The organism is Ectobacillus polymachus (assembly GCF_048159605.1).
In the GTDB taxonomy this organism is placed as follows: domain Bacteria; phylum Bacillota; class Bacilli; order Bacillales; family Bacillaceae_G; genus Ectobacillus; species Ectobacillus polymachus.
In genome coordinates this window covers 1774243-1787379 of sequence record NZ_JBLREB010000001.1, presented here as the reverse complement: position 1 = coordinate 1787379, position 13137 = coordinate 1774243, and the positions used below count along the sequence as shown (strand labels likewise).

General features: G+C 39.5%; 13 protein-coding genes and 1 pseudogene. 13 read left to right on the top strand and 1 reads right to left on the bottom strand.

What is annotated here, in order from left to right; genetic code table 11:
• Position 1: 1 nt before the first annotated feature.
• The 12 genes and pseudogenes from nadC (at position 2) to yajC (ending at position 11899) form a co-directional block, all read left to right on the top strand.
• On the top strand, positions 2–844 hold the full coding sequence (nadC, locus tag ACM5BR_RS09195) for a carboxylating nicotinate-nucleotide diphosphorylase (RefSeq protein ID WP_416827466.1): 843 nt from the start codon (positions 2–4) through the stop codon (positions 842–844).
• On the top strand, positions 841–1944 hold the full coding sequence (nadA, locus tag ACM5BR_RS09190; RefSeq protein WP_416827465.1) for a quinolinate synthase NadA: 1104 nt from the start codon (positions 841–843) through the stop codon (positions 1942–1944). The genes nadC and nadA overlap by 4 nt, the downstream gene beginning before the upstream one ends.
• Positions 1945–2258: 314 nt before the next feature.
• Positions 2259–2424 (top strand): annotated as a pseudogene (safA, locus tag ACM5BR_RS09185) (SafA/ExsA family spore coat assembly protein); the annotation flags it as partial.
• A gap of 1695 nt (positions 2425–4119) precedes the next feature.
• Positions 4120–5088: a hypothetical protein gene (locus ACM5BR_RS09180; RefSeq protein ID WP_416827463.1), complete on the top strand. Its 969-nt coding sequence runs from the start codon at positions 4120–4122 to the stop codon at positions 5086–5088.
• 30 nt (positions 5089–5118) lie between these two features.
• On the top strand, positions 5119–5859 hold the full coding sequence (gene nadE / locus ACM5BR_RS09175; RefSeq protein WP_416827461.1) for an NAD(+) synthase: 741 nt from the start codon (positions 5119–5121) through the stop codon (positions 5857–5859).
• Positions 5860–5950: 91 nt separating this feature from the next.
• On the top strand, positions 5951–6805 hold the full coding sequence (locus ACM5BR_RS09170; protein WP_416827459.1) for a YhcN/YlaJ family sporulation lipoprotein: 855 nt from the start codon (positions 5951–5953) through the stop codon (positions 6803–6805).
• 164 nt (positions 6806–6969) lie between these two features.
• Complete coding sequence (locus ACM5BR_RS09165; RefSeq protein WP_416827457.1) at positions 6970–7482, top strand: BofC C-terminal domain-containing protein; 513 nt, start codon at positions 6970–6972, stop codon at positions 7480–7482.
• A 161-nt stretch (positions 7483–7643) separates the two neighbouring features.
• Positions 7644–8258 carry a Holliday junction branch migration protein RuvA gene (gene ruvA, locus ACM5BR_RS09160; protein WP_416827456.1) on the top strand — a complete coding sequence of 205 codons (615 nt, stop codon included), beginning with the start codon at positions 7644–7646 and terminating at the stop codon, positions 8256–8258.
• A gap of 5 nt (positions 8259–8263) precedes the next feature.
• Positions 8264–9265, top strand: a complete 1002-nt coding sequence (gene ruvB / locus ACM5BR_RS09155; RefSeq protein WP_416827454.1) for a Holliday junction branch migration DNA helicase RuvB — start codon at positions 8264–8266, stop codon at positions 9263–9265.
• Between the two features lie 142 nt (positions 9266–9407).
• Positions 9408–10436 carry a tRNA preQ1(34) S-adenosylmethionine ribosyltransferase-isomerase QueA gene (gene queA / locus ACM5BR_RS09150; protein WP_416827452.1) on the top strand — a complete coding sequence of 343 codons (1029 nt, stop codon included), beginning with the start codon at positions 9408–9410 and terminating at the stop codon, positions 10434–10436.
• Between the two features lie 26 nt (positions 10437–10462).
• Positions 10463–11605 carry a tRNA guanosine(34) transglycosylase Tgt gene (gene tgt / locus ACM5BR_RS09145; RefSeq protein ID WP_416827450.1) on the top strand — a complete coding sequence of 381 codons (1143 nt, stop codon included), beginning with the start codon at positions 10463–10465 and terminating at the stop codon, positions 11603–11605.
• A gap of 30 nt (positions 11606–11635) precedes the next feature.
• Positions 11636–11899 carry a preprotein translocase subunit YajC gene (gene yajC / locus ACM5BR_RS09140; RefSeq protein ID WP_416827448.1) on the top strand — a complete coding sequence of 88 codons (264 nt, stop codon included), beginning with the start codon at positions 11636–11638 and terminating at the stop codon, positions 11897–11899.
• A gap of 65 nt (positions 11900–11964) precedes the next feature.
• Here the strand turns inward: yajC and ACM5BR_RS09135 are convergent, their stop codons facing one another.
• Positions 11965–12345, bottom strand: coding sequence for a TIGR04086 family membrane protein (locus ACM5BR_RS09135; RefSeq protein ID WP_416827446.1), 381 nt, complete (start codon positions 12343–12345; stop codon positions 11965–11967).
• Between the two features lie 133 nt (positions 12346–12478).
• On the opposite strand from ACM5BR_RS09135, the gene ACM5BR_RS09130 reads away from it, so the two are divergent.
• On the top strand, positions 12479–13135 hold the full coding sequence (locus ACM5BR_RS09130) for a DUF421 domain-containing protein (protein ID WP_416827444.1): 657 nt from the start codon (positions 12479–12481) through the stop codon (positions 13133–13135).
• Positions 13136–13137 lie beyond the last annotated feature (2 nt).

The following is a 13137-nucleotide window of genomic DNA, read 5'->3' as shown; positions in this document are numbered from 1 at the left end:
GATGAATCTACTTAAATTGAAACAAGTATTAGAATCGTTCTTTCTAGAAGACTTAGGCGACCGTGATATTACCACACAGCTTATTTTTCCTGAGCATTCCGAGGCAACAGGAACATTTCTTATTAAAGAGGATGGGATTATTGCAGGAACAGATATTATTAAAATGGGGTTTCGGCTCCTCGATCCTTCGACCAAAGTAGAGATTTATAAACACGATGGGGAAGAGGTACACAAGGGGGAAATACTTGCTACTGTTAAGGGGAAGATTGTAGCGCTGCTAACAGGAGAACGAGTCATTTTGAATCTGATTCAGCGAATGAGTGGAATTGCGACTGTCACAAATCAGGCAGTAAAGCTGTTAGACGATGATCATACCCGTATTTGTGATACAAGAAAAACAATGCCTGGTCTTCGTATGTTTGACAAATATGCAGTAACATGCGGGGGCGGCTATAATCATCGGTTTGGCTTGTATGATGGGGTAATGATTAAAGACAATCATATTGCGTTTGCTGGTTCCATTACGAAAGCAGTGGAAACGTTGAAGAAGCAACTTGGGCATATGGTGAAAATCGAGGTAGAAACGGAAACAAGGGAACAAGTACTAGAAGCAGTTAAGGCAGGAGCAGATATTATTATGTTTGATAATCGCTCACCGAGGGAAATAGAAGAATTTCATCGTCTGGTACCTAAGGAAGTGATAACAGAAGCATCGGGCGGCATTACTTTATCCAATTTAAGAGAGTATAGACGAACAGGTGTGGATTATATTTCACTAGGTATGCTTACTCATTCCGTTCAAGCACTTGATATAAGTTTCAATATTAAAGGAGTGAAATCATGAGTATTTTAGATCTAGCGAACCAAATGGGACAACTCACACTGCCCGAACGGTATCATCTTATGTCTCAGGAACAAATGGAAAGACGTGTCTGGGAGATTAAACAGAAGCTTGGGGAGAAGCTATTTATTCTAGGACATCATTATCAAAAAGATGAAGTGATGCAATTTGCAGATGCAGCAGGCGATTCCCTTCAACTTGCACAGATTGCAGCAAAGAACACAAAGGCGGAATATATAGTCTTTTGCGGGGTACATTTTATGGCGGAAACCGCTGATATACTAACGACGAATGAACAAATTGTCGTGTTACCTGATATGCGGGCTGGCTGTTCGATGGCCGATATGGCTGACATCTTTCAAACGGAAAGAGCTTGGCAATTGCTACAAAACTTGTTTGGAGATACTATTTTGCCATTGACCTATGTTAATTCAACTGCCGCTATTAAGGCGTTTTGCGGTAGAAATGGCGGAGCGACCGTTACATCTTCGAATGCAAAAGAAATGGTGTCTTGGGCATTTACACAAAAGGAGCGTATTCTATTTTTACCAGATCAGCATTTAGGACGAAATACAGCATATGAATTAGGTGTACCGCTTACCCATATGGCCATATGGGATCCTCATACAGATACGTTAGAGTTTGAAGGGAAAACAGAAGATATTCAGGTTATTCTTTGGAAAGGGCATTGCTCCGTCCATCAAAATTTCACCGTTAAAAATATTGATTATGTACGGAGCCAATATCCTGACATGAAGGTGATTGTGCATCCGGAATGTTGCCATGAAGTGGTGGCTGCTTCAGATGCTGCTGGTTCCACTAAATATATTATTGATACCATTCGGCATGCACCACCAGGAAGTAAATGGGCGATTGGAACAGAAATGAATTTAGTTCAGCGTTTAATCCATCAGCATCCCGAACAGCAGATTATTTCCTTAAACCCATTTATGTGTCCTTGCTTAACAATGAATCGTATTGACTTGCCACATCTGTTATGGACATTGGAAGCCTTAGAAAGAAATGAAGTAGTAAATGTTATTCAAGTAGAGCAGAAAGTTGCAATGGAGGCAAAGCTTGCTCTTCATCGAATGCTTGCATGATAAGAAAATATTATATCCCGCTTTAACGGGCAGTAAGACCCCCACTTCAAGGCTTAGAGAAAACGGAGAAGGCTAAGTGGGGGACAACTGTCCGTAAAAGTCCGATTGGGCGGGCTAACCCTCGGTGGAAAAAAACCCCACCGAGGGAAGTTTCACTTTATATGGAGACGTATTTTTACCTAATAGCCGTCTCTTTTTTCTTTTTACCCCCTGTTCATAAAAAAATTGTTCTATGCATACATTGTTGTGAAGTGACACCGCGCTTGGAATTGTGCAGTTTCTATCATAGAGAAGTCGCACAGGAGGGGGAAAATTTGAAAATTCATATCGTACAAAAAGGTGAAACTCTTTGGAAAATTTCCAAAAAGTATGGCGTAGATTTTGAGGAGCTAAAGAGTGTCAATGCTCAGCTTAGCAATCCAGATTTAATTATGCCGGGAATGAAAATTAAAGTTCCATCAGGAGGTGTTCCTGTTAAGTATGCAGGAGCAGGATCTGCACAGCCAAAGGAATATGTGAAGGAAGTACAGCAGAAGGAATTTCCTGCGGAACCGAAACTTCTTTCCATACAAGAAGAAGAAGAGCCGAAAATGAAAACAGAAGCTGTATCTAAAAAGCCTGCAGAGCAAGGTGTCAAGCAAAAAGAGGTGCAAGTTAAGCAAGTTCAAAAGGAAACACAAGTAAAACCCGTTCAAAAGGAAATACAAGTCAAGCCAGTCCAAAAAGAAGTACCAGTTGCTCCAGCAGTGAAAAAAGAAGTACCAGTTGCCCCTGCAGTGAAGAAGGAAAAAGAAGTTGCTCCCGTCGTGAAGAAGGAAAAGGAAGTTGCTCCTGCAGTGAAAAAGGAAAAGGGAATTGCCCCTATTGTGAAGAAGGGAAAGGAAGTTGCCCCTGCAGTTGTAAAAGCGGTGAAGGCGGCCGTAAAAGCTGCAGAAAAGGCGGAAAAAGCGCCAGTTGTAAAGCCAATTGCAAAAAGCGAACCTTCTATGAAAACAGAAGGAAAAGAGTTTTCTGTAAATATTTTACCGCAACCTCCGCAGTCACCAATGAAGGATATAAATATCGCAAAGGAATTAAAAGTGCCTGAGGTGGCAAAAAAACAAGAGCAAGCATTGCCTTCCATAGAACATATTACTGATCATGTAAATATAGTAGCTTCAGCTTCTGATCATCCAAATGTTATGAAAGCCCCTGTAAGTAAATCGAATGAAGTCCCAAATGTAAGTATGCAAGAAAGCCCAAAAGAAGGAGTCTTACCTATTATCGATGTCACTCATCCTTATTTACCTCCGGAAGTAGGAAAAGGAGTTCCACAAGATTTAGCTGCAGGTCCTCTCGTTTCACCAATAGGGGACATCATGAATCCTACAGCTCAGCTACCTCCTCAACAAGTGCAAGTACAACCTATTGAGCCGATATACTCTCAACCAGCCACGCAGCAGCCAGTTGTACCTTTTGATGCTATTCAGCCAGTTGTACCTACATTCGATGCTGGTATGCAAGCTGATTCACCAGTATATGGAGGTTACACACCGCCATATGCACCGTCATTTGTATCGCCATACGAACAGCCATACGAACAGCCATACGAACAGCCATACGAACAGCCATGTGCACCGCCATATGCACCGCCATATGCACCGCCATATGCACCGCCATACGGACAGCCATATGCACCGCCATACGGACAGCCATATACGCCGCCATACGGACAGCCATATGCACCGCCATACGGACAGCCATATACGCCGCCATACGGACAGCCATATGCACCGCCATACGGACAGCCATATGTGCAACCATACGCACAACCATATGCTCCGTCATATATGTCAGCACCATATCAATTACCATATGGAAGCCCACTGGGAATGGATCAAATGCAAATTCCGTATGATCCAACAATGCCTATGGAATACCAACAGATTCCTTATGAATCATCATCTCTATTTATGCCAACACCAAGCAGTAATGTTGCTCCTGCTTTAAGTAATCAAGCAGCTCCTGTAGAGGAAGATTGCGGTTGTGAAGAGCCACAATATCCTTTTGCACCTCAGCCTGGGCCCTATTATCCATCCTATCAACAAACAGGATTCTTACCTTCTTCGCCGTATGCTCCATATCCACAAATGCCATACTATCGTCAGGACCAGCAATTATTTGGAGAACCAACGATTGATGATGAAGATGAATCATAAAGAATTAAAAAAAGGCGATGGGATAACAAATCGCCTTTTCTCCTTTTTAACTCATGTAGGTATGATTGTCACGTATCTTACTTCATTAAAAGACCATGTATTTTTAATCGAAACAAGGGATAAACGATTTATATTAAAAGGATATGCAACATTCGATAAAATGTGGAAGCAAGTCCTAATTTCTGAAGAATTACAACAAACAGGTTTTACATTAACCTCTTACGTCCGTTTGTTTCCAAATGGGAACATATATGAGCAATTCCTTTCTAAGTATTGGTTACTATATGATGCCTTGGAAGAAACAGTACCCTTTACATTTGAAAGGAAAGAAAATCGAAAACTTGCCCTAAAGACACTACATCTTTATCATTTGTATGCACGAAAACTACCTAAAAAACTTTACGGCGTTGTACCAAATTTATCTTTGCAAAGAAAAATGTGGGCACGTTTGCATACATTGTACGTACATAGATCAACAATTTCTTTCTATGTTGGAGAGTCTGTACAGAAGCAAGTATTAGATTGGTCCTACTTTACACTATCTAGTGGTTTATCTTTAAAAAGTGTACTTCATTCCTTCCTTCATGGTGATGTGATTCATCATAATTTTCTTAAGAGTACAGATGTGTATCTTATTGATTTTGACTGCATGAGCTTTGGTCCTGTTTATTATGATTATATGAAATGGTGTCACTGTGTACTACCCTTCGAGGATTGGTCTTTCGAGTCATTATTTGAATATGACGAATTAAAATGGCTACTTCACGATTCTGTTTTCCTTCGTTTATTAGTATTTCCAGAAGATCTTTTACGAGAGTGGTATTATTTTCTAAAACTTCCTGCTTGTCAAAAACCATATTACGAGGAGAGATTCATCGATTTCACAAAAAAACAATTTCTGTATCGTTTACAATTTGTCGAACGAATATATAATATGATAACATAATCACAAACTTACGAAGGGAAGTATAGAAACATGGAAGATAAAATACAAAAGCTTGTGGAATGGCTGCAATTAAAGGCAAAAGAAGCTCACGCAAATGGTGCGATTGTAGGTATTAGTGGTGGAATTGACTCTGCAGTTGTAACAAATCTTATTAAACGGGCATTTCCAGATAACTCAGTAGGTCTCATCATGCCTTGTAAAAGTAATTCCAAGGATGCAGAAGATGCTTTAAAAGTAGTGGAAAGCAGTGGTATTGATCACTATGTGATTTCTTTAACAGACACTCATAAAACATTATTTAGTGAAATTGAAAAGCAATTAAAGGACGCAGGAACTTGGAATGAAGAAAGAGCCAAGTTAGGTGATGCAAATACGAGAGCACGTCTACGTATGTCTACGTTGTATGCAGTAGCAAATAACTTTAACTATTTAGTTGTAGGTACAGATAATGCTGCTGAATGGCATACAGGCTATTTTACTAAATATGGAGATGGTGGAGTTGACCTTGTACCTCTTGTAAACTTTACAAAAGGTGAAGTAAGAGAACTCGCAGAAGCATTGGGTGTTCCTAATGATATTATACATAAAGCACCTACCGCTGGTCTTTGGGAAGGTCAGACTGATGAAAATGAAATGGGAACGACATACAATATGATTGACAAATATTTAAAAGGGGAAGAAATTCCAGAAAAAGATCGTGTTATCATTGAAAAAATGCATGCTCGTTCTGAACATAAACGTCATTTAGCAGCAGCACCGCCAAAATTCTAAACAATATCTGTTAGTTTAAAAAACACCCTCATGAGTCAATATAAAAGTGAGCCTAATAAAGGCTTACTCTTAGTAATGGGGGTGTTTTACATTGCATAAAAAAACGAAACTGCTTACGATTGCAGCTGTTCTTGCTGGCACATTAACAGCTTGTACGACTGCACCAAAAAATACCGCAATGGATCAGGGAAGACAAACTGCTCAAGATACGGGATATACACGTACATCTTATCAAGGAGTTACCAATTACCCTGGTGGATATCCTCCATATACAAATGTAACCTATCCTACAAATGCGGATACAACACCTAATTATGGAGAAATTAGATATTCAAAAATTAATCGGGATATTTATCGTACTAACGTTACCAATTATCCAAATTCATATGCACCGTCTACCTATTCTACAAATGTAACCTATCCTACGAATGTGGTTACAGCACCTAATTATGGGGATGTTAGATACTCAAAAATTAATCAAGACATTCATCGGAAACAGGGTAACGTTGCGTATAATTATTATACGAACCCAACTCCTCAGGCAAATTTCTATAACGCAAACCCGACACGTAATGCAAATTTCTATAATGCGAACCCAACACGTAATGTTACTATGAATGGATACGATTCTCAAAGAGACCGTACATTGGCAGAGGATATTACAAATCGGATTACGCGCCTGAATGAAGTAGGGAAAGGTGCAACGATTGTGAAAGGAAACGATGTTCTTGTAGCGATACTACCGCGCGTAAAAGGTGAAGAGAAAAAAGCGGTAGATGCAGTTTCGAAAGAGATTGCACCAATTACTCAAGGACGAAATGTAAAGATATTATCCGATGAAGCATCGTATAATAAAGTTCAGACCATGAGTACTAACTTACTAAGGGGAACGATGACGCCTAGCATGCGAACGGATATGGACAGTATGTTTCGAAATGTGATGTAAAATAATAGGTAAACAGGAGAACGCAGAGCATGTGTTTCTCCTGTTTTTTTTGTGCATCCGATCTATTATTAAAGTTGGATAAAACTTCTTCATATGGTCAAACTAATAGTGGAACATGTAAGTGCTTATTCCAATACTATTTAGTTTGAAAGAGGTGAAGATTGATGAACTTCCTAGTGAAGTTAACATTGATACTCGCATGCGGAAGTGCTTTCCTTTTCGAAGCTCCTCTTTCTAGCTTTGCAAAAGAGCCGGAACGCATATTATTGGAGAAAGAACCGTCCATTACGGTTATTTTACAGCGTTACTATGTAGATGGCGAAGTGAGTGAAGAAATCATTACAGAAAAAGTAACGAATATAGAGGCAATGTTGAAATTGTATCAAGATTGGCAGCTTGTAGAACGTGATGATTCGCAGTTGGTGATGCAAAAGCGTATCGATGATATTTCACCATTATTAAAGACGAGCGGTTATTTTGGTGTTTCTAAACAGGGGATGCTTCAGCTGTACCGAGGAGTACCACATTCTAATAATGCGATTCATTCTTTTTTTCAGTTAGACATGAAGAAGCTGGAAAGCTATCGCAAAGAACAGCTAGAACGCGGTATTCGTGTGAAATCCAAAAAAAAATATGAGCAAGTATTAGAAACACTTCAGCAGTATTCTGTAAAGTAGCAGAGAATAAGTTAGGTATGGGTAACACAAAAAGGAGAGATAACTTTCCGCTTGTGTTACCCTTTTCAATGTACAGTTTTTCCCCATGTTTTTCTCGTTATGCGAACGATCGAAACTTATGTTAAAATGGAATACATGACTTGATAGGGAGAGGACAAACGTTGTTTGAATATATAACAGGTTGTGTAGAATTTGTAGGGCCTGAATACATTGTTCTCGATTATAATGGGATCGGGTTTCAATTATTTACACCAAATCCATACGTATTTCAAAGAAGTGACAAAGCGATTCGAATTTTTACATATCAGTACGTTCGAGAAGATGTTATCGCCTTATATGGATTTGGGCAGCGTGAGGAACGTTCATTGTTTATGAAGCTAATTGGCGTGTCTGGTATTGGACCTAAAGGGGCATTGGCTATTTTAGCTTCAGGAGAGACAACGCAGCTTGTTCAAGCAATTGAACAGGAAGATGAGAATTTTCTTGTGAAATTTCCTGGAGTTGGTAAGAAAACAGCACGTCAAATGATACTTGATTTAAAAGGAAAGCTAGCAGATGTTGTTCCTGACGCATTTCCTAATTTGTTTTCTGATCCTGTTGAATTGGAAACAAGGCATTCAAATACTGAGTTAGAGGAAGCCATGGAGGCGCTTCAAGTTCTTGGATATTCGGAAAGGGAGATTTCCCGTATTGTGCCTGATTTAAAGCAGGAATCATTATCAACCGAGCAATACATGAAAAAGGCGCTACAGCTTCTATTACATGGTAAGAGGTGAGAAGCATGGATGAACGTCTTGTTACAGGTGAATCGGTATTGGATGACAAAGAGCTTGAATATTCTTTACGTCCGCTGCATTTACAGCAATATATAGGTCAAGAGAAAGTAAAACAAAATCTTGAAATTTTTATTGAAGCAGCAAAGATGCGAGAAGAAACACTTGATCATGTGCTTTTGTACGGTCCTCCTGGACTTGGAAAAACGACACTAGCCACCATTATCGCCCATGAAATGGGAGTAAATTTGCGAACCACTTCAGGGCCAGCCATAGAACGTCCTGGAGATTTAGCTGCTGTCGTTACAGCTTTAGAACCTGGTGATGTGCTGTTTATTGATGAAATACATCGTTTACATCGTTCTGTTGAAGAAGTGCTGTACCCAGCTATGGAGGATTTTTGTTTAGATATCGTCATTGGGAAAGGTCCTACTGCTAAATCAGTACGACTTGATTTACCGCCCTTTACACTTGTTGGGGCCACGACACGAGCTGGTTCCTTATCTGCGCCATTGCGAGATCGCTTTGGTGTATTATCACGCTTAGAGTATTATACTGAGGATCAATTGACTTCCATTGTTAAACGTACGGCTGAGGTTTTTTCTGTTAAAATAGACAAGGTTGCAGCTGCAGAAATAGCAAGACGTTCACGTGGAACTCCCCGTATCGCAAATCGTATATTACGGCGTGTTAGAGACTTTGCACAAGTACGAGGTAATGGAACGATTACTCTTGAGATTACAGAGCTATCGCTATCTCTTCTTCAAGTAGATGCATTAGGATTGGATCATATTGACCACAAATTCCTTCTTACTATAATGGAAAAGTTCCAAGGAGGACCGGTTGGCTTAGAAACAATAGCAGCGACTATTGGAGAAGAATCGCATACAATTGAAGATGTGTATGAGCCATATTTACTGCAAATTGGCTTTTTGCAGCGGACACCCCGTGGTCGGATTGTTACATCACTCGCCTATGAGCATTTTCACAAGAGAATGCCTAAAGAATGATAGATATGTCAAAGCTATTCTTAGTTGTAGGGAGTATCTCATTGTAATTAGATAAACTATCAGGAGAAATTTCAAAGGAAAACTCCTAACTTTTGTGAGGGTTCTCTTTATTCAAAGATTGAAATAGAAACAAGGTGGAATAATGGATATTAATGAATTTGATTTTGATTTACCGGAAGAATTAATTGCACAAACGCCTTTAGAGAAGCGAGCAACCTCTCGTTTAATGGTGTTGAATCGAAAAACAGGAGACATTCAGCATAAGCATTTTTATGATATTGTTTCGTACTTACAACCTGGAGATTGCCTCGTTCTAAATGAAACAAAGGTAATGCCAGCTCGTTTGTATGGAATAAAAGAAGATACCGGTGCACACATTGAAGTTCTTCTCCTAAAACAAGAGGAAAACGATTGTTGGCAAACGCTCGTGAAGCCTGCAAAGCGCGTAAAGGAAGGAACGGTACTTTCCTTTGGTGATGGAAAGCTACAGGCAGTTTGTATTGGTACCGAGGAACAAGGAGGACGTAAGCTTAAATTTTCGTATGAAGGAATTTTCTATGAAATCTTAGATGAGCTTGGTGAAATGCCTCTTCCTCCTTATATAAAAGAGAAGCTGGAAGATCAAGACCGTTACCAAACAGTCTATGCGAAGGAAGTAGGATCAGCGGCTGCTCCAACGGCAGGCCTGCATTTTACGACAGAACTGTTGCAATCTCTAAAGGATATGGGAGTTCAGTTGGCATTTATTACTTTACATGTTGGTCTTGGAACATTTCGTCCTGTTTCCGCTGAAAATATTGAGGATCATACGATGCACTCCGAATACTACTCTATGTCAGAGGAAACTGCCGAGCTTCTAAATAAAACGAAACAAGCCGGAGGACGTATTATTTCTGTTGGAACCACTTCAACGAGAACATTAGAAACAATTGCAACAATTACCGAAGGACCGTTCCGTGCATGCTCTGGCTGGACTAATATTTTTATTTACCCTGGCTATGAGTACAAAGCAATTGATGGGCTGATAACGAACTTTCATTTGCCTAAATCTACCCTTATTATGCTTGTTAGTGCTTTAGCCGGAAGAGATCATGTCCTACATGCATATAACGAAGCTGTAGCAGAAAAATATCGGTTCTTCAGCTTTGGAGATGCTATGTTAATTATATAGTGGGTCAGATAGGAAAGGAGTTACCTATGGTAGCAGCAGTAACCTATGAATTAATTAAAACTTGCAAACAAACAGGTGCACGTCTTGGCAGAGTTCATACGCCGCACGGTTCATTTGAAACCCCAATTTTCATGCCAGTTGGAACGCTTGCCACTGTAAAAACAATGTCACCAGAAGAGTTAAAAGAAATGAATGCTGGGATTATATTAAGCAATACGTATCATCTATGGCTTCGCCCTGGGCATGAAATTGTGAAGGAAGCAGGTGGCTTGCATTCCTTTATGAATTGGGACCGGGCTATCTTAACGGATTCAGGCGGCTTTCAAGTGTTTAGCTTAAGTGATTTTCGCAAGATTGAAGAAGAAGGCGTTCATTTTCGTAACCATTTAAATGGTGATAAGCTCTTTTTATCTCCGGAGAAGGCGATGGAAATCCAAAATGCTCTCGGATCAGATATTATGATGGCTTTTGATGAATGTCCTCCATACCCTGCAGAATATGACTATATGAAAAAATCGGTTGAACGGACGAGTCGCTGGGCAGAGCGTTGTCTGCAAGCACATAAACGTCCTAACGATCAAGGATTATTTGGAATCGTGCAAGGAGGAGAATATGAGGATCTTCGTCGTCAGAGCGCACGTGATTTAGTTGCTCTCGATTTTCCTGGCTATGCAGTAGGAGGGCTCTCTGTTGGGGAGTCGAAGGAAGTCATGAATCGCGTCCTAGATTTTACAACACCATTATTGCCAGCGAATAAACCTCGTTATTTGATGGGAGTTGGTTCACCAGATTCTTTAATTGATGGAGCGATTCGGGGTATTGATATGTTTGATTGTGTATTACCTACTCGAATTGCAAGAAATGGTACGTGTATGACGAGTCAAGGCCGTGTTGTAATAAAAAATGCACAGTATGCAAGAGATTTTGGACCTCTGGATCCGAACTGTGATTGCTATACGTGTAAAAATTATTCTCGTGCGTATATTCGTCATTTAATTAAATCAGAAGAAACATTCGGAATTCGTTTAACATCTTACCATAATCTTTATTTTCTGCTAAAATTGATGGAGCAGGTGCGGCAAGCCATACGTGAGGATCGCCTTGGTGATTTTCGAGAAGAATTTTTTGAACAATATGGCTTTAACAAACCAAATGCAAAAAACTTTTAATATGTACATAAGCGAAGGAGGACGAAACGCATGAATACGTTTCTCGTACAAGTATTACCACTTATTTTAATGTTGGTCGTATTTTATTTCTTATTAATCCGTCCGCAACAAAAAAAACAAAAGGCAGTAAATGAAATGCAAAGCAGCTTAGCTAAAGGAGATCGCGTCATAACAATTGGCGGGTTGCACGGTGTTGTTGATTCTATTAATGATACAACTGTAATCATCAAAACTGGAGATGGATCACATCTTACATTTGAGCGTAATGCAATTCGTGAAACAGTTAAAGCGTAATTAGAAAAGTAAAAAGGCTTATATTTCGTAATTCAAAAAACCTTGGCGTTTGCCAAGGTTTTTTTTTACCCTTTTTTTACGGTATTTACTCCAATGATGCCTCCCATTGTACTAGCACCTATGCATCCAATATGATAAAGAAGACCCCCGCTAGAGATTCCCTTACTAAAGCCTAAGTAATTGATAAGAAATACAAGAATGGTAAAGGAGACGCCTGTCAAACTGCCAACGATCCATCCTTTTCCTTTCGCCTTTATTCCAGCGATAATTCCTGCTATAGCCATAGATATGATGGCACACACAAAAATAATGATAGAGAGTGTAGAATCACTTATAGTAGTTAGCTTAGCAAGTAATGCAACAAAAAAGCTTGTAATAGCAGCTAGAAGTAGAATCATTCCGAGACCAAACATGATAGCCGTTGTTATTTTTTTTGTTTCTGTCATGGTAATCCCTCCTCTCTTACAAGCTTATTTTGACAAGCAAGGAGATAGACTACTTTTTTCTGGAAAAAGGTAGGTTATAGTTTTAATCATGAAGGGAAACATAGAAAAAAACAAGATGATAGGTGTGATAAGGATGGATCTTCTAGCAATAGCTGGTCGAACGATATTGTTGTACGCAATTATCATTATCCTTTTTCGATTGATGGGAAAGAGAGAACTCGGTGAATTAAATGTACTCGATTTAGTTGTATTTCTTATGCTGAGTGAATTAGCTGTAATCGCCATTGAAAATCTGGACAAGCATGTTTCACATCAAATTGTTCCCATGACGGTACTTGCAGCTTTGCAGCTTTGCGTAGCCTATATTTCTATAAAGAGTCAGCGGGCACGAAGGTTATTAGAGGGTGAAGCAGTTATTTTGATACGAGAAGGCAAAATAGATGAAAAGCAAATGCGTAAGCAACGCTATAATTTGGATGATCTGCTCTTACAGCTTCGTGAGAAAGATATTGGCGATGTTCGTGATGTCGAATATGCAATCTTAGAACCTTCAGGGAAACTATCGGTTTTTCCAAAGGAAAGGAGTGATAAAAACAAAGAGTCTACGCATGTGTTTACTCTTCCTCTTATTATGGATGGAGTCATTCAAGATCAGCATCTGCAAATGATAAATAAGACCAATTTATGGCTGAGACAGAAGCTGCGAGAGCTCGGCTATAAGGATATAAAGAATATCTCCTATTGCACCTATCAAAACGGACAATTTTTTATTGATATGACGGATGAATGATA

Bases quoted from the DNA above. Each gene is read 5' to 3' on its own strand.
- ACM5BR_RS09135 (WP_416827446.1), bottom strand. From the start codon at position 12,345: ATGACAGAAACAAAAAAAATAACAACGGCTATCATGTTTGGTCTCGGA.
- ruvB (WP_416827454.1), top strand. From the start codon at position 8,264: ATGGATGAACGTCTTGTTACAGGTGAATCGGTATTGGATGACAAAGAG.
- nadC (WP_416827466.1), top strand. From the start codon at position 2: ATGAATCTACTTAAATTGAAACAAGTATTAGAATCGTTCTTTCTAGAA.
- queA (WP_416827452.1), top strand. From the start codon at position 9,408: ATGGATATTAATGAATTTGATTTTGATTTACCGGAAGAATTAATTGCA.
- yajC (WP_416827448.1), top strand. From the start codon at position 11,636: ATGAATACGTTTCTCGTACAAGTATTACCACTTATTTTAATGTTGGTC.
- tgt (WP_416827450.1), top strand. From the start codon at position 10,463: ATGGTAGCAGCAGTAACCTATGAATTAATTAAAACTTGCAAACAAACA.
- nadE (WP_416827461.1), top strand. From the start codon at position 5,119: ATGGAAGATAAAATACAAAAGCTTGTGGAATGGCTGCAATTAAAGGCA.
- nadA (WP_416827465.1), top strand. From the start codon at position 841: ATGAGTATTTTAGATCTAGCGAACCAAATGGGACAACTCACACTGCCC.
- ACM5BR_RS09130 (WP_416827444.1), top strand. From the start codon at position 12,479: ATGGATCTTCTAGCAATAGCTGGTCGAACGATATTGTTGTACGCAATT.
- ACM5BR_RS09165 (WP_416827457.1), top strand. From the start codon at position 6,970: ATGAACTTCCTAGTGAAGTTAACATTGATACTCGCATGCGGAAGTGCT.